18 protein-coding genes are annotated in these 21717 nt (G+C 44.6%); 7 read left to right on the top strand and 11 right to left on the bottom strand.

All coding sequences use genetic code 11. The annotated features are described in order from the left end of the window. Nucleotides 1-79: 79 nt before the first annotated feature. Nucleotides 80-373 carry a putative quinol monooxygenase gene (locus ABD744_RS18240; RefSeq protein ID WP_344800004.1) on the bottom strand — a complete coding sequence of 98 codons (294 nt, stop codon included), beginning with the start codon at nt 371-373 and terminating at the stop codon, nt 80-82. 20 nt (nt 374-393) lie between these two features. Further along, nucleotides 394-1428: a zinc-binding alcohol dehydrogenase family protein gene (locus ABD744_RS18235; protein ID WP_344800003.1), complete on the bottom strand. Its 1035-nt coding sequence runs from the start codon at nt 1426-1428 to the stop codon at nt 394-396. A 157-nt stretch (nt 1429-1585) separates the two neighbouring features. On the opposite strand from ABD744_RS18235, the gene ABD744_RS18230 reads away from it, so the two are divergent. Continuing rightward, nucleotides 1586-2491, top strand: a complete 906-nt coding sequence (locus ABD744_RS18230) for a LysR family transcriptional regulator (protein ID WP_344800002.1) — start codon at nt 1586-1588, stop codon at nt 2489-2491. Nucleotides 2492-2541: 50 nt separating this feature from the next. Here ABD744_RS18230 and ABD744_RS18225 read toward each other — a convergent pair whose 3' ends face one another. Both ABD744_RS18225 and ABD744_RS18220 read right to left on the bottom strand, forming a co-directional pair. After that, entirely contained in the window at nt 2542-2919 is a 378-nt protein-coding gene (locus ABD744_RS18225) for a MoaF-related domain-containing protein (RefSeq protein ID WP_344800001.1), read from the bottom strand. A gap of 18 nt (nt 2920-2937) precedes the next feature. After that, a complete protein-coding gene (locus ABD744_RS18220) occupies nt 2938-4011 on the bottom strand; it encodes an alpha/beta hydrolase (protein ID WP_344800000.1) in 1074 nt (357 codons plus the stop codon). Nucleotides 4012-4189: 178 nt separating this feature from the next. On the opposite strand from ABD744_RS18220, the gene ABD744_RS18215 reads away from it, so the two are divergent. Further along, the gene (locus tag ABD744_RS18215) at nt 4190-5113 is read left to right on the top strand and encodes a LysR family transcriptional regulator (protein ID WP_344799999.1); all 924 of its coding nucleotides are present in this window, start codon (nt 4190-4192) and stop codon (nt 5111-5113) included. Nucleotides 5114-5194: 81 nt separating this feature from the next. Here the strand turns inward: ABD744_RS18215 and ABD744_RS18210 are convergent, their stop codons facing one another. The 4 genes from ABD744_RS18210 to ABD744_RS18195 form a co-directional block, all read right to left on the bottom strand. Next, nucleotides 5195-7822 (bottom strand): TonB-dependent siderophore receptor, encoded by a 2628-nt coding sequence (locus tag ABD744_RS18210; RefSeq protein ID WP_344799998.1) that lies wholly within the window; start codon nt 7820-7822, stop codon nt 5195-5197. A gap of 117 nt (nt 7823-7939) precedes the next feature. Next, nucleotides 7940-8980 (bottom strand): FecR domain-containing protein, encoded by a 1041-nt coding sequence (locus ABD744_RS18205; RefSeq protein ID WP_344799997.1) that lies wholly within the window; start codon nt 8978-8980, stop codon nt 7940-7942. Between the two features lie 9 nt (nt 8981-8989). Further along, nucleotides 8990-9517: a sigma-70 family RNA polymerase sigma factor gene (locus tag ABD744_RS18200; protein WP_344799996.1), complete on the bottom strand. Its 528-nt coding sequence runs from the start codon at nt 9515-9517 to the stop codon at nt 8990-8992. 226 nt (nt 9518-9743) lie between these two features. Continuing rightward, entirely contained in the window at nt 9744-11417 is a 1674-nt protein-coding gene (locus ABD744_RS18195) for a GAF domain-containing hybrid sensor histidine kinase/response regulator (RefSeq protein ID WP_344799995.1), read from the bottom strand. 460 nt (nt 11418-11877) lie between these two features. Here ABD744_RS18195 and ABD744_RS18190 point away from each other — a divergent pair, with 460 nt between their 5' ends. Next, nucleotides 11878-12525 (top strand): hypothetical protein, encoded by a 648-nt coding sequence (locus tag ABD744_RS18190; protein WP_344799994.1) that lies wholly within the window; start codon nt 11878-11880, stop codon nt 12523-12525. Here the strand turns inward: ABD744_RS18190 and ABD744_RS18185 are convergent. After that, nucleotides 12522-14288 (bottom strand): SulP family inorganic anion transporter, encoded by a 1767-nt coding sequence (locus ABD744_RS18185; RefSeq protein ID WP_344799993.1) that lies wholly within the window; start codon nt 14286-14288, stop codon nt 12522-12524. The genes ABD744_RS18190 and ABD744_RS18185 overlap by 4 nt on opposite strands. Nucleotides 14289-14492: 204 nt before the next feature. Between ABD744_RS18185 and ABD744_RS18180 the strand changes: the two genes are divergently transcribed. The 4 genes from ABD744_RS18180 (at nt 14493) to ABD744_RS18165 (ending at nt 19835) form a co-directional block, all read left to right on the top strand. Continuing rightward, a complete protein-coding gene (locus tag ABD744_RS18180; RefSeq protein ID WP_344799992.1) occupies nt 14493-15245 on the top strand; it encodes a TetR/AcrR family transcriptional regulator in 753 nt (250 codons plus the stop codon). Nucleotides 15246-15350: 105 nt separating this feature from the next. Continuing rightward, nucleotides 15351-17717: an efflux RND transporter permease subunit gene (locus ABD744_RS18175; RefSeq protein WP_344799991.1), complete on the top strand. Its 2367-nt coding sequence runs from the start codon at nt 15351-15353 to the stop codon at nt 17715-17717. 31 nt (nt 17718-17748) lie between these two features. After that, the gene (locus tag ABD744_RS18170) at nt 17749-18573 is read left to right on the top strand and encodes an outer membrane lipoprotein-sorting protein (protein WP_344799990.1); all 825 of its coding nucleotides are present in this window, start codon (nt 17749-17751) and stop codon (nt 18571-18573) included. A gap of 5 nt (nt 18574-18578) precedes the next feature. After that, entirely contained in the window at nt 18579-19835 is a 1257-nt protein-coding gene (locus ABD744_RS18165; protein WP_344799989.1) for a hypothetical protein, read from the top strand. A 9-nt stretch (nt 19836-19844) separates the two neighbouring features. Here the strand turns inward: ABD744_RS18165 and ABD744_RS18160 are convergent, their stop codons facing one another. Both ABD744_RS18160 and ABD744_RS18155 read right to left on the bottom strand, forming a co-directional pair. Further along, nucleotides 19845-20699 carry an ABC transporter ATP-binding protein gene (locus ABD744_RS18160; protein WP_344799988.1) on the bottom strand — a complete coding sequence of 285 codons (855 nt, stop codon included), beginning with the start codon at nt 20697-20699 and terminating at the stop codon, nt 19845-19847. Beyond that, nucleotides 20696-21709 (bottom strand): DUF6925 family protein, encoded by a 1014-nt coding sequence (locus ABD744_RS18155; protein WP_344799987.1) that lies wholly within the window; start codon nt 21707-21709, stop codon nt 20696-20698. Before ABD744_RS18155 ends, ABD744_RS18160 begins: the two co-directional genes overlap by 4 nt. Nucleotides 21710-21717: the final 8 nt, after the last annotated feature.

Genomic DNA, 21717 nt, shown 5'->3' with positions numbered 1-21717 from the left:
ACAACTAAAACAGTGAATCAGATCCGTACCAAATACGGATCTGATTGAGCTGAAGGGCATTTTCAGTCAGAACATGCCATTATCCAATTTTGGTCATTTCATTAAGAATAAAGCGATCGACAGCGCCTTCAGTTTCTTCCATATAGGCTTTCAGGTGGTCGTTGTTCATGTGGCTTTGCCAAAGTTCCAGGGTCTCCCAACTCTCAAAAAACAGGAATACCGCAGGGTTTTCATTGTCTTGATGAAGGTCGTATTGAAGACAACCTGTTTCCTTGCGCGTTGGCTCAATCAGTTTCATAAGTGCAGTTTTAACCAGATTAATTTTGTCTGATTTTGCTTCGATTCGAGCAACAATAGTGAGTGCTTGTGACACGATGTTCTCCTATGGGTTATTTAAAAACCTTCCAAAACGACTTTCCCAATGGTCTGGTTGCTTTCAATATGAGCATGGGCTCGTTTTAAATTTTCAGCGTTGATGGTGCCGTAGTGGTCGCCCAAAGTGGTTTGAATGCGACCTTCATCAATCAACTTGGCGATGCTATTTAACAGCTCGTGTTGTTTGATCATATCGGATGTTTGGTACATTGAACGGGTGTACATAAATTCCCAGTGAAGCGAGATCGACTTCATTTTCAGTTTCATAATATCTAAGCCATCACGTGGGTCATCAATTAACGCCAGTTTACCTTGAGGGGTAAGTACTTCTACCAGCTGATCAAAGTACTGATCTGTGTGTGTTAGGCTGATAACATGAGTGACGTCATCGATGCCTACGTCGTTCAGTTGAGGTAATAGCGGTTGATGATGATTGATCACATGATCCGCGCCTAATTTTTTCACCCAATCCTGGCTTTGTTGACGAGACGCTGTGCCTATAACGAATGCATCTGTCAGCCGGGTGGCTAATTGAGTCAGAATTGAACCCACACCGCCGGCAGCGCCTATGATTAGAATGCGTTTTTCAGAAGCAGTATTTTGTACTTTAGCCGTTTCTGTTTGGGCAACAAAATCGAGACGATCAAATAATAACTCCCAGGCGGTAATTGCAGTGAGAGGCATGGCAGCTGCTTCAGTGTTTGAAAGGCTAGTTGGTTTTTTACCGACAATACGCTCGTCCACCAGTTGGTATTCCGTATTAGAGCCTGGCCGCGTAATGTCGCCGGCGTACCAGACTTTGTCACCAATGTTGAATAACTCAGTGTGTTCGCCCACAGCAATTACTTCACCGACAGCATCCCAACCCAGAATTTTATATCCTGATTCAGGTGCACTATTGGCTCTAACTTTGGTATCCACCGGGTTCACTGAAACGGCCTGGACTTTAATTAATAAGTCTCGACCTATTGGCGTTGGAGTTTCTAATTCAATATCAATAAGTGAATCGTTGTTTTCAATGGCTTGGGGTTGTAAGTAACCGATCGCTTTCATGTTTATCTCTCTTTAATGTAGGTTGAACAGCTTATTCACCTGGCGTCCTGAATTGGTGTTTAAGAGCCGTTGAATGTTTGGATGAGGCTATTATTCAAGAATGGATGCATGGTATAAACGGGGTAATTAATGAAACAAATTCAAAATATTTTTGATAATGAATACGGCAGACCTTGATCTTTTTATTCGCACCGCAGATTCTGGCAGCATCACTCGTGCAGCAGAGCAGTTGGATATTTCCACCGCAGCGGCCAGCGCAGCCTTGAAGCGGCTGGAGAAACAACTGAACGTTCAGTTGTTCATTCGCTCGACGCGACAACTTCGCCTGACGTCTGAGGGTGAGCGTTTTCTGGTGCATTGCCGAGCTGCACTGGAAAGCTTAGAGGTGGGCAAAGACTCCATTCATGCGCTCCAAGGAAAAGTTGCGGGTGAGATCAGAATGTCAGCTCCATCGGACGTCGGACGAAATGTGTTGTTGCCATGGATTGATGAAATGATGGATGAACATCCGGAGCTTTCCATTAACCTGACGCTTGGAGATTCTTTATCGGATTTTTATCTTGATCGTGTGGATTGTGCAATTCGGTATGGCACACCGGAAGATTCTTCTATGGTGGCTTTTGAATTGGCCAAGGTAGAGCGAATTATTTGCGCTTCTCCTCAATATGTTAAGACGTATGGCGCGCCAAATGAGCCTGATGAGTTGAAAAACCATAACTGTCTGATTTATCAATTGAGTAATCGTCTGTACGATCATTGGGAGTTCTCTTCAAATAAAAATCAGGCGTTGGGGCAATATAAAGTTCGAGTGACAAGTAACCGAACCAGCAACGACAGTGATTTGGTCCGTCGGTGGGCCGTCTCTGGAAAAGGGATTGCGTTTAAATCTTATATAGATGTATTTAATGATATCCAGGCTGGTCGTTTAATGCGTTTATTACCTGATTACGGAACACCTGACGTCGTGGTGAATTTGATTTGCCCAACCCGTAAACAAATCACCCCTGCGGTGTTATTAATGCGTGATTTTTTTAGAGAGAAGCTAAGGGCGGTCTCTTCCTGAATTCAGGCAGGAAACCCCAACCAGGGGCTTCATTCATTCTTTCTGTATGTTCACTTCGAAAAATTACTTTGGCTTTGGTATCTTTCTCCATTGGGCAGAATAAAATTGGCGTAAACTTTATTGTCATTAAAGTCAAAGATATCAATGACGTGAGTGCCTTTTGTTTCTGTCCAGGCGAATAAAATCAAACCAGTTCTCAAGTCTGTTCGATCCGTGGTTTCAAGTGCAGTTTTGCCTATTTCATTTTTATTCGGGGCATTTAGGTAGGTCCAACGCAGTTTATTCTCTGGTAAAAACTCCATTTGGATTTCGTAACCCGAGACAGAATATTTAATCACTGTATCATCAATATTAAATGAATTTTCTGCGTAGGTTTTCATAGTGACAGCACAGGAAAGCAGTAGGGCGATAAATAAGGGGCTTTTCATTTTCAAGCTCTCGAGAAGTTAATTGAAAAATTTAATCAGGTGTTCTGTGACTAAATCAATGGTCAGAGGGTCTTCGTAAAACTGCATTTGATTCCGGCTTTCCAGCCAGACTAAATCTTTCTGAGCTGAAGGAATTAACTTGAATATTTCTTTGGGTACTTCAGGGCCTGATGCCGCGTTATCTGCATGAATCATTAGCAGAGGTTTCGTTAATTTTGCAGCGACAGGTCGTATGTCGTGACCCCATATATCCACTTCCGACATCGTGGTTATTCGATTTTCCCAGAGACCATGGAAATTCCAAAAACTTCCTTTGTCTTCCCAACGGTTGTAAAACTCTTTAATAACAGGCGCACCAAGTAATACCTTTTCACTTTTTGATACAAGATCAGTGCGAATGATAGGTTGATATTCTACTTTTCCTGTTTGCAGGAATAGATCACGAGCTTCACTGGCTTCAGTTAGACGCGCTTGAACTTTTTCCTCTCCACCAAGATACATACTGGCAACTTGTGGGGTGAGGTAATGTCCGGCTGTGGTTGCTACTTTGGTAATTCTTGGATCAATAGACGCGGCTTCAATGATCCAGTTCGCACCCTGACATATGCCCAAGCCATAGATAGGTTGGTTATTAAGCGAGTTTAACCCGCTCATGAATTCGGTTGCTGCCTGAAGATCTTCTATTTTAGCTTTTCTTGATTCGAATCGACGTGGTTCTCCTTCGGATTCACCATGATATCTTGGGTCAAAAATCAGTACGCTGTATCCCTCTTTTACTAAGCGACTAGCGTATTGAATTGGTGCTTGTTCTTTTACATAGGCAACGGGGCCAATAATGACAATGCTGCCTTTGATCGCATTTTTTGGGAGAAATAAATTACCAATGATTTGGCTACCTTTACTTGTAAAGGAAACTTTCTTCACGAAATGGTTATTAAATTCAATTTGCCCTAATGACCATGGTTGAGTTTCGAATTCTTCGTTGTTCACGTTTGACAGGTGAGAGGGCGTGTTGGCTTGTGTCGATAGGGAGAAAATAATTCCTAAACTGGCAATCGCTGTCTGTAATAATTTGAGCTTTTGTAATTTCATAAAAGTCTCCTGGTCTGAACTCTGGAAAAAGTGAACGGGTAATCAGTAGCGTGCTGATTATTGTTTGTTCAATGAAATAATATTAATGAATCGTTGGTATGATATAAACTAAGTAAAGTGGATGTTAAACATGCAAATTTTGCATGTTTAAGTTGTATGAAATTGCAATGAGACTCTTATGCAAAAAACTCGCTCAATCCCGAATCAACCTAATCTGAATAATTTGCCGTTTCTATCTGCTTTGCTTGAACATGCGAGTATTACGCGGGCAGGACTGGAACTTGGTTTGAGTCAGCCAGCGGCAAGTCGAATTGTTGCTCAACTTAGAAAACAACTTGGAGATCCTCTGTTGGTTCGGACCCAACAGGGGTATCAATTGACGGATTATGCCCGACAGCTAAAAGGGCAGGTGACTAATGCGCTTCATTTAACGGAAGCGTTATTCGAACCTAAATCCTTCTGTCCTGCTCAGGACGAACGCATGTTAAAAATTACCACGACTGATTTCGGCATCTTAACTGTGATTAACAATTTAAATGCTGAGTTACAACATCTTGCACCAAAGGTAAGTGTTCACTGTCAGGGATGGGCATCAGATACACTCGGTCAATTAGAGCAAGGTAGAGTCGACATGGTTCTCTTTGATGAAAGTTCACTTCCAGCGGATTTTCATCGGGAATATCTATTTGATGAGACATACTATTTGGTTGTTAGATCTGGTCATCCTCTTGAAGGCCTAAATACAATTAATGACGTTTTTAAGCATGCTCATGAGTTTACCCGTGTTGTGTTAAGTTATCCTACGGGCCAGGCGTTTGCGCTTGATGATGTTCTTGATCGATGTGGTTTTGAACCACCTTTAAACACGATTGCAATGCCGTACTTTCAGAGTGCACTTTGGTTTCTTCCGACTTCAAATGCTGTAATGGCTGTGCCAAGTCGGATATTTCGTAAATTTGAGAAGGAACTAAAGTTAACCGGATGGCCATTAGATATGTGGGACGAAGGATTTAAGTATTATTTGGTGTGGCATCACCGTTCTAAAGATGAACCTTTCCATTCTTGGATGAGACAAAAAATTAAGAATCTCACTTTAACTTGAATATTTTGAATTCAGAAAGGTCATAACGGCACCTTTTGGGTACCGTTATTAATTTCAGAACGCCACTGTAAACCGTGTTACTTAAAACTCCAGTCTCGCAGTCATGTAAGCTGTCCGGGGTTCGCCGACATTGATACGAAATGCGTTGATGGACGCCGGGTAATATTCTTTGTCCGTCAGGTTTTTAACACCGGCCTGTAAACGTAACTTACTGTTCTCGGTAACCGGGATGTAATACCAGGCCGCTGTGTCATAAATGGTGTAGCTTGGCAGTGTGAAGGTATTTTCATCATCACCCTGGCGTTCGTCCGCGTATTCCAGACCAAAGCCCATGCCCAGACCAATCAGGCTGCCACTTTGTACTTCGTAGGAGCCCCAAACGCGCGCTTTTTGATCGGGCACACTTTGCGGTGAATTACCTTCATTTTCTTTGCTGTCATCGTTGTCGTTAACAATTTCCGCGTTCAGGTTTGTGTAGCTGGCTAACACGTTTAAGCCGGGTACAAACTGCATGGTGGCAGACATTTCAAAACCTGTGGTTTCTTCTTTGCCGTTTAAACGTTGGACAAAATCGTTGTCCACCGTAGAGACATTCTTTCGGGATAATTCATAAAAGGATGCAGTAATACGCAGCTTGTCATCCATTAAACTGGATTTTATGCCCAGTTCATATTGTTTGGCTTCTTCCGGGTCCAGATCTTTTTCTTGCGTGGAAGGAACAAACGTGGTTACTTCCGGATAATTTGGCAAGAAAGACTCAGAATAGGAGCCGTAGAGAGAAATGCCTTCGGTAATCTCATACATCAAACCAAACTGGCCGCTGATGTTTTCATTCGAGCTTTTGAGTTTGGAATCTTTTTCCGTTGCCAGGGGCGCATAGGTACCTGTGAACGGACCATCTTCAAAATACTCAGTGGCCTTGCTATCTCGTTCAAAGTGGTCATAGCGTAAGCCTGTCAGCAGGCTCAGTTCGTCAGTCAGGTAACTTAAATTTTGTATTGAAAAGCCGTATTCGGTATAGGTGTCGTCATTTATGTTAACAATGGTTTGTTCCCGTTTGGTATAAGCCGGTCGTGTGTCCTGATAGATGTCGATGATGTCCAGGTCGAGGGCAAACAGAGGGGCAGGAGATAAGACGCCTGTAATGTCCTGAAGGGCAAAGCCGTTCTCCCGTTTTTGATCCCGAACCGTGTAGTTTGCACCTATGTATAAGGTGTTATCGATATCACCAATTTGGAAATCACCAGTAAGGCTGTTGGATATAAAAAAGTCTGTTTCTTCACCGTTTAAATTTGTGTCTGCTGTGCGTACTAATAAGCCATTACTTTGTACGCTATTGGTATTTCGAAGCTCTATAACTTCGAGTAGGTTAGTTGGAACGCCATCTAATCCAAAGGCAGGTCGTGCCTGATAATCATCAAAGTTTTTCTCAAAATAGCTCACGTTTAGTTTGTTGGTCCAACCGTTATCAAATTCGTGGTCGAAGTTGAACTGGACCCGTTTTTCAATGCTCTCTCGTTCGCTGTATTTACTGCCCAGGCGACGTTCAATCGGAATGTCAGCAATCGATACGTTGCCAGTACCGTCGTCCACTGCGACTGTGCCTCGATCGATTGGAATGGTTTGATCACTGTAACCCAGAGTCAGGATGAAAGTATTTTGATCGTCAGGTGTGTAACTTAATGAGGGGGAAACAGACATACTTTTTGTTTCTGCTTCAACAGTGCCATCCGTGGTTTTTACTTCTCGTAAGGATTCCGAATCTTCTCCTGCTAAAACAACGCGATATTGAAATTTGTCGTTTACAGACCCGGTGCTGTCAAATATCAGTTTTTCTCTGCCGTGTTCGTCCAATTCTGCCTGAATGGAATGGGCGCTTTCTTTTTGAGGTTTCTTGGTGACGATATTGATTAAACCACCGGGACTGACTTGCCCATGAAGCACGGATGCCGGGCCACTGATCACTTCCACACGCTCTACGTTGGCAACGTCTACCCGAGTGCGGTTACTCACCGGACTGCCGTCGAAGAATAGGTGGTTGTTTTCCATTCCGCGAATGTTTACTTCGTCTTCAGCACCACCATAGCCGTCAGAGCGGGTAACGCTTGCTGCATTTAATAACACTTCAGTAATACGGGTAGCATTTTGATCAATGATTAACTGCTCAGGAAGAACCTGAACCGAGCGGGGAAGGGTGTCTACATCCGTTGTAAATCCGGTTGCTGAGCTGGCTTCATCGTATTCATAACGGCTTAACACAGTGCCGTAAATTACCTGGGTTTCAAGTGCTCTGAGTTCAATGGGCGAGAGCGAATAGCTGTTATTTTCTAAGAGGATTGCTTCAAGTTCGGTACCGTTTAATAGCTGCTTTAACGCTTCTTCTGTGCTGTAGAGGCCGTGTATTCCTTGAGTTGTTTTATGTTCAGTTATGCTGGACGGAAACGACAATAAGATACCAGCCTCGCGCCCTAACTGGTTCAGAGCATCTTCCAATGGGCCAGCGGGTATGCTGAACATTCTTTGGACTGAAACGGCATTGTTAAGTGGCTGAGCAATCGCTTTTGTTGATGTCGCGATGAGGGTTGCTGAGCTTAAAACGGTAACAATACAAGCGCCTGATATGGCGTTTGCCATTGCAGTGCGAGAAAAGAGATTACGTTTTCGGTGGAAGTTTTTCGAAGGTGCTGATTTAGTTGTTTGGGGAACCATTACTTCAAGTCCTCTTGATGCCAGGCATAGATAAAAAAAGTTGTTTCTACCCTCTATGTCCCGTGAGAATTTAAAACAGACCATGTAAATTGAACTTTTTTTAGATATTTTTATTTATTAGGACGTTGCGGGCTTTAAGGTCACGAAATATCGGGTCATGTAATGTGCTTTAATCGAAAGGCTGGCTTCAATTGCAGCGATAATTCGGTCTGTGCTGGCAAGCGGATAGGTACCGGACACTCGTAAGTCGGCAATGTTATCAGCACAACGTAAACGCCCATGACGATAGCGGCTGAGTTCTGTCAGAAAGTCTTTTAAACGCATGCCTCTGGCCACAATCATTCCCTGAGCCCAGGCGATGGAATTCAAATTGACAGGTAACGGCTTGTTAATGACGTCTTTTGTAAAATTAACCTGTTGACCTGCTTTAATTGTTTGAGTGTTGTCATTAGCAAGAATAGGTTTGATTTCAACGGAACCGTCAAACACCGATAATTGACAGGATCGATCGTACAGCCTAATTGAAAAACGGGCTTTTGATGTAACTAAACTGCCTTGAGAGGTCTGGATTGTCAGGGGGCGAGATGGTTTGTGGTTTCTCTCTAAGCCTGTAGAAATTAATAATTCACCATTGACTAGATGAATACCTCTTTGATGAGTGTTATCGAACAGATTAAATGCACTATCGGTATTCATTTCAATTTGGCTGCCGTCGGCCAATTGGACGGTTCGTTGTTCTCCTACCCCTGTTTTTTGATCAGCAATCCATTGTTGCCAAGGCGTTTGCTCTTTTGCTGTCCAGGCAGCTCCGCCTGCAAACAAAGCAACGGACAGTGCCTTGATCATTTCCCTGCGGGAAATCATTTGAGGATGTGTGACAGAGCTGTGAGCGACAGATTTGGCTACGACATCGAGCATGCCAAAGCGGTTGTTGACTGACTCGATGTGCTTCCAAGCGCGTTCATGGTCGGGGTGTTGGTCACGCCATTCTTGTAGCGCCTTTAAAATATCAGCTTTTTTGTCAATGGCTTCATTGACATCGACTAACCACTCGACGGCGCGTTTGGCTATTTGAGGCGAGATATCCGTTGGGACGTTGTCACTGACAGAACCTAAGCCGTTTTGAGCGTTTGGTGATTCTGTATTTCTTGCATTCATTAAGGATGCTCAGTCGACAGCGATTGAAAAATAACAGTGGGCACTGGCCTTAACCAGATATCGTTTAACCGTGGTGACAGAAATGGCCAGCTTTTCAGCAATCTCTTGTTGTCGCATACCGTCCAATTGTGAGTATAAAAAGGCTTGTTTTACCGGGATAGGGAGGCCATCCAGTAATCGATCAATCTCCGTTAATGTTTCGAGTAAGATGGCTCGTTCTTCTTCCGAAGGCTCAAAATATTCTGGCATTTGAGAAAGAACTTCAAGGTAGACCTTCTCCAGCTGATCCCGTCGCCAGTGATTTGATAGTACTCGTTTAGCAATTGTGGTCAGAAAAGCTCTGGGTTCACATAAATTGAGAACCTGTTGTTTCCGCAGAATGCGGACAAAGGTGTCATGGCTTAGGTCTTCTGCTTGAGTGCTGCAACCTAACTTGCCGGTGAGCCAAGAAAATAGCCAATTGTGATGTTGATGGTAGAGAGTATGCAATTGCTGTTGAACTGCTTTTTGTTCAATAGTCAGTTCACCAGATGACATAAACACTCCTTTAACTGCGTGTGTTATGTTAATGAGAACGATTATTATTGTAATTTAGTTGGTGGGGCTTTTCAATAATTGAACAAGGATGTTAGGTATATAGATTTGCTAGGTACATAGGTTTGATAGGTAAACAGAACTGGCAGAACAGTGCTCGAGATATGGCCAGAGGTAGACCGGACTTGATGTGTTTAATTATGATGAAACTTATCTAAGTTAAAGCTGGTTACTTTAGCCAAAGTGCGAGCTTTTTAAATAACTCATCCGGGTCAATAGGCTTTGCAATGTGGTCGTCCATGCCTGCGTTCTGGCAGTTCTCTATGTCGCTGGAGAAGGCGTTAGCCGTCAATGCCAGCACAGGCAAAACGGCATTGCCGGATTGAACGTGTTGTTTGATCAGGCGGGTTGCTTGATACCCATCCATTATGGGCATTAAACAGTCCATGAGTACCAGGTCGTAGGTGTTTGAGGCCACTTTTTCAACGGCTTCTTGGCCATTTTGAGCCACATCATAGGTAACGCCGATAGTATCCAGAAAACCTTGGGCTATAAGCTGATTGGTGAGGTTATCTTCTACCAGCAGTATGTGGCCGCTGAGGTTGTCCGGGGTGATGTCAGGCTTTGCATCAGTCGAGCCCTTTGCTGAGTGATCAGGCTGGGCTGCTTCTTCTGGTTGGTGGTCTAAAGGCAGGGTAAACCAGAAGGTTGAGCCTTTACCTGGTTTGCTGGTGACGCCGATCTCGCCTTGCATCATTTCGATGAATGATTTTGAGATCGATAATCCAAGACCTGTTCCGCCATACAGTCGGGTCGTTGATTGGTCTGCTTGATTGAATCGGCCAAATAATTTTTCTATCTGGTCATTGTTCAGGCCGATGCCTGTGTCTTGGATTTCAAAACGAAATAGGCCCGAGTTGGGTTTTCCTTGGCGTACGGAGGTTTCCGAAACCGTGATGGTGACGCTACCCTTAGTCGTAAACTTTAATGCGTTGGAGATCAGGTTATTGAGAACCTGACGAATTCTTAGGCTGTCGCCGAACAGGTGGACGTGGGTGTTCTCATGTATCGAGTGCTTTAAAGCGATTTGATCATCCGTCAGTTTAAATGTTTGGATTTTAACAATCTCGGTCAATAATTGATCAAGGTTAAAGTTATGTTTAGACAGTTCAATTTTACCCGCTTCAATTTTGGAAATATCTAAAATGTCATTCAGTATGTCGTTGAGGTTATTTGAGCTGCTCAGTGCTAAATTAATCAGTTGGGCTTGGTCGTCGTTCAACTCAGAGTTGAGTGCCAGTTTTAACGCACCAATAATACCGTTCATCGGTGTACGTATTTCGTGACTCATATTAGACAGGAAGTCAGTTTTATATTGGTTGGCCTTGGTTATTCGTCGTTCCTGGTCCTGACGAATAAGCTCAACTTCAATCCAGCTGGCCATTAACTTTAGGGCATCAATATCCGTATCCAGAAAATTCCTGGGATAGGCTGATGGACTGCTGAAATTGAGGGTGCCGTACAATTTGTTTTTAAGCCGGATGGGCACACCAATGTAAGACTCTAATTGAAACGCCGTGTAGGCCGGGTGCGAAGCGTATTTATCGTGTTCACCCATGTGTTCAATGGCCACAGGTTCGACGGCATTGCAGGTGATATTGCAGTAAGTGACACCAAAGTCGAATTCGTCGCCAGGGTTAAGGTCAACACCTTCTGGTGTGACGCAATATTTAACCGTATAAGTGTTGTTCTCTATTCGCGATAAAATGGCGATGTCTAAGTTAAAGCGTTCCAGCCCCAGCTTCAACAATTCTTGAATTTGGTGATCAAACCCTTTGTCGAACTCGTTCGTGATTTGATAGATCCGTCGAATCAGAACTTCACTGTTGGAAGAAGGTGTCATAGCGCTCCAGCTATCTCTCAGTGTATCTCTCAGAAAGTCTTTCAGTGTTGCACTATTGAGTCTGGGTCAGTTTGCTTGATTTGCAATTTAAAGTCGATAATTTCAGTGATTTTCAGAGAACGAAGGTTTGTGGTGCGTTTGTAATGCAAAGGTGGGCGTCTTAAATGAAACTGGCAGGTGAGTTTAAATGTAAGTCTACTTAGAGAGGAGGGTAAACAGGGCGTGGATTTACTGATTCACACCTGAATTGCTTGGTTCATTTCTGGATTGTTTGGCTCATGCACCTTGTATCGGGGTGGCAAACCGTGTTTTTAAAGCGGCAAGTCGTTGCCTGGGTGAATGGGCGGAGGTTGGCTAAATTATGATCATGTAAGCGTTTGTAAACGAGTTTTTGTTTCTGGCACGGATTCTGCTGTAGAGGGTTAAATCTTATTCATTTAGCTCAAAGGATTGCTGAATCATGGCTATTACAACAGTGAACAACGCAGTCACCAATACTGCACCTGTTACAGGCAACAGTGCAGGGTCTGCATCTACAACATCTGCGACCAATACCAGCTCTAACTCGAATCAGGAACAAACAAGCGCCGTTGAGAGTGATATAAGACTTTCAAGTCGTGCTAAGAAAGTTCAGAAACTGAACGAGGAGTTTTTTCCTGGTGGTCCGTCGACGGTGAAAATTACACCGGAATTTATCGAGCGCCTTCAGGAGTATGGCTTCATTTCCAAGGCAGAAGCTGAAAGCCTGGGCGCGCAACAAGCGAAAACGGGCGCCGGGGATACGGTTGGGAAGCTTTCATCTGAAATTAAAGCACTGCAAGAACGCTTGAGAACCATTGATCCTCAGGATGGCTTATTAGATATTCTCGAAAAATCCGATGCAATCATCAGTAATCTCGACGGTTCCAAACCATCAGGTCTTGCAGCAGATATCAAAACGGTGAACGCTGAGTTGAACGCGTATTTAAACAGTGAGCAAGCGAAGAAATTGTCTGAGACAGAGAAAGAAACATTGGATGAACTGAGCCTTGCGCTGCAAATTGCAGACAAACTTAACCCAAACAATATTTCTTCTCAAAAGCTGAACAGTTATCTGGCGTTCGCTTAATTTTTAAGCGGTAACCCGGTGAGGTCTGTCCAGGCCTGATAATGGCTTAAATACAGGTTTCCTGACAATTGATCGAGAAAGTTACTGCGTTTTAAGCGGTCTAAAATCGGGCCTTTGACTTCTGAAAGATGAAATTTCATGTTGGCATCTTTCAAGTATTGGTTAATCTCAAACAGGGTTTCAAGTGCACTGGCGTCGATGTCGTTAATGGAGTAACACATCAATACCAAGTGTTTGGCGTCTGGATGAGAGGCGACTAACTCGTTCACTTTATCCTCCAAAAACCTTGCGTTGGCAAAATACAGGCTGGCGTCGATTCGGAAAGAAACGACTTCCGGGTGCGTGATGACATTGTAACGTTCGACGTTTCTGAAATGCTCTGTGGTGGGCACCCGACCCAAAATCGCCACATAAGGATGACTGGAGCGGTATAGGTGCAAACCTATGGATAACAACACACCACTGATCAATCCCCATTCTACCCCGCTGGCCAGTGTAACAACCATAGTAACCATGAGCGCAGAAAAATCTTTCCGGTTAAATTCCCAAGTACGCTGAATGGCTTTGAAATCAAATAATGAAAGCACAGCCACTAAAATCATGGCAGCCAGCGTTGCTACGGGTAAGTAAAATAAATAAGGGGTTAAAAATAAGCCACTGATTGCGATGCCGATGGCAGTAAAACCGCTTGCTGCCGGTGTTTTAGCGCCCGCTTTAAAGTTGACTGCTGATCTGGACAGGCTGGCTGATACCGGAAAAGCCCCTGAAATTCCTGAGGTCAGATTAGACATGCCGAGTGCCACAGCTTCCTGATTCGGGTTAATTCGTTGCCTTTGTTTAGCGGCAAAAGATTGTGCTGCGGATAAAGAACTGACGAAGCCAATGATGCTGATGAGGAGGGCGGAGCTGGCCAGACTTTTCCACGTTGCGGATTCCCAATGCATTGATTGCACATCGGGTAAAGCTATGGAGGGTAAGCCGGCCGGAATATCACCAACGACCACAATGCCTTGCTTTGAAAGATCCCAAAAAAAGACGGCCAAAATGGACACCAACATCGCCAATAGCGGTGTTGTTTTGCTTAATGTTTCCGCCAGGAAGCGGGACTGAGTGATTTTGAAAATAAAAAGATTCAAGAGTTTCGGAAAGAAAAACAAAAAGATAAAGGCGCTAAGGCCAATCATCAACGTGTAAGTATTAAGCTCGCTGATGTTTTGAAAGGTAGAACTTAAAACATTAAAGAAGCTTGAGGTGTCGAGTTCGATACCCAATATATTGCCGAATTGACTGGAAGCGATGACCAGCGCTGATGCCGAGATAAATCCGGTGACTACCGGAAAGCTGATGAAGTTGGTTAAAAACCCCAGTCGGAAGATGCCAAAGGCCAATAAAAACCCACCGGACATCGCTGCCAATACAGCTGCGCCCATGATGTATTGGTCATTACTCAATGTAGTACCCAGTTCAGGGGTTGAAAATGCCGAACCTAAAGCCGTTGCGGTCATAATGGAGGTGATCGCAAAAGGTCCCACTGATAACGGCCCGCTCGAACCAAACAGCGCGTAAGCCAATAGGGGCAACATGCTGGCGTACAGACCGAGCTGAGGAGGCAACCCAGCTAATAAAGCATATGCTAGGGACTGAGGAATCAGCATCATGGTGATCACCAGAGCAGCAATGACATCTTCCACTAAAGTTGCCCGATTGTAGTTTTTTGCCCATCGCAATACAGGAAGCAATTGGCCAACGCTTGTTTTTGTCATCTGGATAATTTTTTGAATGTGATAGTGAGTGAAAATACCAAAAGGATTCTGAGGTCGAATGTAATAAAATGGGAGTATGACCTGTCATACATGATAGATCTAATGCAAATGACCTTTTGGCGGTAATTTTGATTTTATCGTTGACTTTAAACTCTAACTTTTTATTATTGACGAAACGTCACTGACGGATCGTCACCTAAAATTATGGCACCAAGACTATTAGACGAAAACAGCCTTAGGGCGCGAGAGCAACAAATCATCGAAGCCGCAATTGAGATTATTCAACGAAATGGTGTTGAGAACTTAACGATGGATAAAGTTGTTTCCGGCGTGCCATTCTCAAAAGGCACGGTTTATAAACACTTTTTAGGTAAAGAAGACCTGATTTTGGCGATCAGTAATTACGCCATGTCGATCTTGGCAGATTTATTTTGTCGTGCGGCTCAGTTTCAGGGCTGCCCGCGTGAAAGAATGATGTTAGTGAACTTCTCGTATTTGTTGTATGCCATTTTGCATCCGGCGTTGTTTAAAACGGCGCAATGTGCAAAAAGCCCAAATGTATACGGTAAGTGCAGTGAGGAGCGGTTAGGCCAACAGGAACAGCTTGAATTTAAGCTGTTGGGCGCGATTCACAGCATTGTTGAAGAAGCGTTGGCCAGTGGCAGTTTTACGTTGCCGGAACACATGAATATACAGCAGGTTTGTTTTGCGAATTGGTCGGTAGGCCACGGCACCATTGGTTTGTTGTCGGACGATGTAGAACAGTGCGAAGGCAGTAATGGCCTGATCGTTGAGCGAGAATTGTTTAATCAGAATAACTTGTTGTTTGATGGTTTACAGTGGGCGCCGTTTACCAAAGATCATGATTACAGAGCAGGGTTAAGAAAGGCTTTGGAAGAGATTTTCCCTGGGGAACTTTTGCTGATTAAGCGATTGGGCCGGGAATTGCAGATTTAATAAAAAAGATAAAATTACGGTGACATTGTTCCAGCCTGAAAGGGCTGAATATTTCGCCGTATTTTTTTACATTATAAGTGACGATTCGTCATGTTAGGAGGGGCAATGAAAGATAAGATATTTGATTTTGTGGGGAAACATCCCATATGGGTCATTTTGGTGAGTTTAATACTCGTCTTTACGGCCGCAAGCGGGGCTCAACACCTTGTTTTTAAAAGTGATTATCGAGTGTTTTTTGGTGAGGATAACCCTCAGCTAATCGCTTTTGAATCCATGCAAAAAGTCTATACCAAGAGTGATAATGTTTCTTTTGTGGTAGTGCCAGCAGACGGTAATGTGTTTACTCCTGAACATTTGGGTGCACTCAAGAAGTTGACCAAAGATGCTTGGCAGGTGCCGTATTCAACCCGTGTTGATTCGGTGACAAACTTTCAATATACCTACGCTGAAGAAGACGACATGATCGTTGAAGATCTGGTGATGAACCCGGATCGTCTCAATGCCGCACAGCTTGAAAACATTAAGCGGATTGCCATTAGTGAGCCCCAATTGGTCAATAAAATTGTCTCGGAATTGGGCCATGTGTCGGTAGTCAATGTTACGGTGCAATTTCCAGGTATTGATCCTATCGTCGAGTTTCCGGAAGTAGCTTCGAAAGTCCGTGAAATGAAGGCGCAATTTCTGGCAGAAAATCCGGGCACGGAAGTGTACTTGTCGGGTATGGTGATGATGAACACCGCCTTCTCTGAAGCCGCTATGAATGATGGCTCGACTTTGATTCCACTAATGTTCTTGGTTGTGATCATTGTGATTGGGGTTTTGCTACGGACCATCTCTGGCACGATCGCCACCGTGACGATCATTATCATGAGCATTGCTGCGACCATGGGTTTGGCCGGGTGGATGGGCTTTTACCTGACAGGGCCGTCTTCCTCTGCTCCGACCATGATTCTGACACTGGCCGTGGCTGACTGTATTCATATCTTAACGTCCATGTTCTATGAAATGCGCCACGGTGCTGAAAAACGACAAGCCATCAGACGCAGCTTGGAAGTTAACTTACAGCCGATCTTTCTGACCAGCATTACAACCGCCATTGGCTTTTTAACCATGAACTTTTCGGATTCTCCGCCGTTTTGGGATTTGGGCAACTTGGTGGCAATCGGCGTGATGTTGGCGTTTGTATTCTCGGTCACGGTGTTCCCTGCATTACTGACGGTGCTGCCTATTCGGGTGAAAGTTCAAGAAGAAGATAAGCAAGACAATATGACGGCACTTGCTAACTTTGTGGTGAGCAAACGTAAGTTGCTATTGCCATTGGTGAGCGTGTTGATCATCGCTTCGGCAGCGTTTATTCCTAACAATGAACTGAATGATGACTTTGTGAAGTACTTTGATGAAACGGTACCTTACCGTTCAGCCACCGACTTCATGCAAGAAAATGTATCTGGTATGACAGTGCTGGAACTTTCAATCAAGTCAGGCGAGCAAAGTGGCATTAACAGCCCGCAATTTCTTAAAACGGTTTCCGATTTCAGCGACTGGTTGCGTTCTCAGCCTAAAATGGATCACGTAAATACCATTACGGACACTTTGAAGCGTTTGAATATGAATATGCACGCCGATGATCCTGCCTGGTATAAATTGCCAACCAATCAGGAAATGGCCGCACAATACTTGCTTCTGTACGAAATGTCGTTGCCTTACGGTTTAGACTTGAACAATCAGCTGGACGTTGCAAAATCTTCCACGCGTGTCGTCGCTACTTATGAGAACTTATCAAGCAATGAAATGATTGCCGCAGAGAAGAGTATTAACGATTGGTTTGCGGTGAATGCTCCGCAGTATCAAGTGGATATTGCCAGCCCAAGTTTGATGTTTGCTCATATTGGGCAACGCAGCATCATAAGTATGCTGGGTGGTACCACCATTGCTTTACTACTGATTTCTGTGTTGCTGGGATTTGCTTTGAAGAGCTGGCGCTATGGTTTAGTCAGCCTGATTCCCAATTTGGTGCCTGCTGCAATGGCGTTTGGTATCTGGGGTCTTGCAAATGGTCAGATTGGCATGAGTTTGTCGGTCGTTGCGGGCATGACCTTGGGTATTGTGGTCGATGATACGGTTCACTTTTTAAGTAAGTACCTCCGTGCCCGTCGTGAAGGCCAGGCCGATTCCATGGCCGCAGTCCATTATGCCTTTGGTAACGTGGGGACTGCGCTTTGGATCACCACCTTTGTGTTGGTTGCCGGGTTCATGGTGTTGGCGCAGTCCACCTTTAAGATGAACGCAGATATGGGCATGTTGACCGCGATGACCATCTTCATTGCTCTGGTCGTGGATTTCTTATTCTTGCCTCCATTATTGATGGCCATTGATAAATCCGTAGAAAAAAAGAAGGCTAACGCCGATGTATCAAAAGCATCAGGTGAGCATTCAGAAACAAAAAATAATTCTTCCGAAGTAACGGTATAAGCGTCTGTTTTAAGACGATAGGAGAACGAATATGACTGCAGTAATAAAACCAAATTTACAAAAGAAATCTGGCTTTAAAGCGATTTTGGCTGGCGTGACTCTGGCCCTGGTAAGTAATCTGTCTTTTGCTTTGACTGCTGAAGAACAAAAAGGCCTGGATATTTCAAAAGAGGCCAAGTTACGGGATCTGGGCTGGGTCGACAGTACATCGGATATGTTGATGGTGTTGAGAAACCAGCAAGGGCAGGAGAGCATCCGTGAAATTAAAATGCGGAACCTGGAAGTGAAAGGCGACGGTGATAAGAGTTTAACCATCTTTAATAAACCGCGAGATGTAAAAGGAACGGCTTTTTTGAGCTTTTCTCATCCGGTGGGTGCTGATGACCAGTGGTTGTATTTACCCTCGCTAAAGCGCGTGAAAAGAATTGCTTCACGTAATAAATCCGGCCCTTTTATGGGGTCAGAATTTGCCTTTGAAGATCTCAGTTCGTTTGAAGTTGAAAAGTACACTTATAAATATTTAGGTGATGAAGTGGTTCATGGCCTGGACAGTTTTATGGTGGAACAGTACCCGGTTGATGAAAACTCCGGTTATACTCGTCGCGTCGTTTGGATTGATAAAGAAGAATATCGAGTTCAGAAGATCGATTTTTACGACCGTAAAAACTCATTGCTGAAAACGTTAACTTATGTGGATTATCAGCGCTATTTAGGTAAACATTGGCGCGCTGACCTTATGCAGATGGTGAATCATCAGAACGGTAAAAGCACTGAGTTGAAGTGGGATAATTATGCCTTTAAGACTGGCCTGGAAGATGGAGACTTTAATCGTAACTCTCTGAAACGAGTTCGATAAATGTTATGAGTACGACAATAATAACAAGCACGAAAACAACTGAATCAGCACTTAATCGCGTGACTAAAATATCGGCCCTGGCAGCATCCATGCTGCTGGGCGTCAACGTTCAATCGGCCGAGTTTGAATTCTCCGGCCGGGTGGGTGTTGAGGGACGGTATTTTTTTGAGACCGCTCAATACGAGGATCAGTTAAATCATGGTCAAGCGTCAGTATTTGCGGAGCCTGAGGTGTATTGGGGCTGGAACGATGGTAATGACAGTGTCACCTTCAAACCCTTTATTCGAGCAGACGGTCAGGACAGTGAACGTTCTCATGGGGATATCCGAGAGCTTTCATACATACATGCAGGTGATGACTGGGAGCTTCGTGCAGGCATTCGAAAAGAGTTCTGGGGGGTGACTGAGTTCCAGCATTTGGTGGATGTCATTAACCAAACAGATGCAGTTGAAGATTTTGATGGTGAAGACAAATTAGGCCAGCAAATGATCAACCTTTCGGTGGTGAATGACTGGGGGATTGTGGATCTGTTCTTGTTGCCGGGCTTTCGTGAGCGTACTTTTCCGGGTGAAGATGGTCGTCTTCGTGGTCCTGTCAGGGTTGATACCGATGATGTGGAATATGAATCCTCTGCAGAAGAAAAGCATTTGGATGTGGCTGCCAGGTGGACTCACACACTGGGCGACTTTGATGTCGGAACCTACTGGTTCCACGGAACCAATCGTGATCCGGTGTTAACGCCAACGTTTGAAGATGGCGAAGTGGTGCTGAAACAGTATTACAACCAGATGGATCAAGTCGGGATTGATGTTCAGGCCACTATAGATGAGTGGTTATGGAAGTTTGAGACCATCTATCGTGGCACAGACGAAGAGGATTTTTTTGCTACTCAGGCGGGTTTTGAGTATACCTACGTGGGTGTATTTGAAAGTGCTGCAGATTTAGGTTGGCTGGTTGAATACAGCTGGGATTCTCGCGGCGAAGGCGATTTTGATGACCCGGGTTCTGCCTTCCAAAATGATATCTTCTTTGGTTCTCGGCTTGCTTTGAATGATATTCAAAGCAGTGAACTTTTGGCCGGTTTCAGTTCTGATCTTGATCACAACGCTTACAGCTTTTTGATTGAAGCGAGTCGTCGATTTGGCGAAAGCTTTAAAGGCAGCCTGGACGTTAGGATGTTCCAAAGTACTCACGATGCAGATCAGATTTATGCCATTCGTGATGATGACCATGTTCAGCTGACCTGGGAGTGGTATTACTGAGTCTTCAGTCTACGCTGAGCAAATGTGACTTACTGGCTGTAACGCTGTTATACGGATAAACCCATCTTCGTCGCTTTTATCGACTCTGGCTTCCACAGAGAAATGTTGGCGAAGGTGGCTCTCTGTGAGTATTTCTTCCGGTTTGCCATCCGCTACAACTTGCTGGTTCGCCAGTATGATTAATCGGTCGCAAAATCGCGCTGCCATGTTCAGATCATGAATTGCCGTTATGATGACATGTCCTTCTCTGGCCAACGTTTTCAGCAGCGCTAATACTTCAAGCTGGTGGCACAAATCCAGGCTGGCGGTGGGTTCATCGAGGATGAGAATGGGCGTTTCCTGAGCTAGGGCCCTGGCAATAAATACCCGTTGCCGCTCACCACCAGACAGTTCCGTGACACTTCGATCGGCCATCTTGAGCAGGTCGGTCTTTTCCATTGCATGCATTATGCGGGACTGGTCGTACTCACCTTCAGGTTCAAAGGACTTCAGATGCGGGTGTCGACCCATTGCGACTACCTCCCGAACCGAGAATGCATAATCAATGCTGGTATCTTGTGGTACAAATGAAATGTATTGGGCGATGAGTTTTCGCTTGAATGTTTTCAGCGATGCGCCTGAGAGTGTTACTTCCCCTTGATTGGGCTTTGATATGCCTGTGAGTAATTTAAGCAAGGTGGACTTGCCCGCACCGTTCGCCCCAATTAAGCCCACAAACTCACCGCTGGTTTTGTTGTTTTCCTGAGCATTTAGGTGTTGGCTTTGTATGCCAAATTCGAGTGAAATATTGTCGAGCACAACGTTTTTGGGGTATGAAAACGTCAGCTTTGTACAGCTCAGAAGAGGGGCGTTTTTTGAAGTCATTCGTGCGCTCCTGCGTGTTCTGGTTGGCTTTCTTGAGATTTATTTTCTGGTCGATCGAACCTTGTTCGCCATTGTTGTAGCTGGTTGGAATCGCCTACAACATGAAATCGCTGGCGTAGCGCTATTCTGGCGGCAAGCCGTCTTAAGCGATTAGCCGGAGCAGGGTAGTTGCCGGCGCTTTCTGAATGATTCAGAGCAGCGATAATGCGTTCTTTTTCATCGAGGTAATCTGGCAGACCATATTGTTTGAGTATTTGTTGGAAACACTGATGGGCGTTGAGATCGAATGGAGTCTGATTTCCTACTGCATCAAAACACGGAGAGGCAGGATAAAGCATCAGACCTGAGATTAACCCTTTAGGGATGGGGGAGTTCGCCGGGTGATGCAAACCGGATGCGAGCAGTTTAGGAAGTACGTGGGTGTGTGGTCCTTCGGGGGATTTTTCGATCCCGATGGGCTGATAAACTTCAAGGCGACCTATCCGGGATAAAAAGGCTCTATGTGGGTGATGTTTTAAAATATGTCCAAACGCAACGTTGTCTTCAGCCAGAATGTCGGTGCCTTCAGCGGCTCTGAGTGCGGTGATTAACTCTGGGGTCGAGGTTCGGATGCAGACATCGACGTAAGGGGTTTTTAGCCCTAAATCAAACAAAACATCAGCTTGGTTTGCTTCCAGAATACTGTGTTGATCAGGCCCGAGCTCGGTAATGGTTTCACGGTGATGCATTTTGGCTGAGCTTTCAGGCAAACAAAACGCAACCGCTTGCCCCCAAAGGTCGCGATCTTTACGGGAGGTTTCGTAGGCTACAGCGGTGCATTCCGTGAGGTTTTCGATGCGCAGCGCGCCACGGCTGGTTGCAATGGTGAGCGGATCGTTTGGTGATTGATCGTTTGGTGTTATAAGCCGTTCTTCCCCTTCATCGTAGAGAAACTCACCTAAGGCACCGAACGTGCCTAAACTCCAGCTGCTTTGGTGATTGTTCAGGTGTTCTAAAATCAAACTTTTCATGTATTTCC

The sequence above is a fragment of the Litoribacillus peritrichatus genome (assembly GCF_039537985.1).
GTDB classification, from domain to species: domain Bacteria; phylum Pseudomonadota; class Gammaproteobacteria; order Pseudomonadales; family Litoribrevibacteraceae; genus Litoribacillus; species Litoribacillus peritrichatus.
The sequence above is the reverse complement of the archived record's forward strand: the minus strand, read 5'-3'. Positions and strand labels throughout refer to the sequence as shown.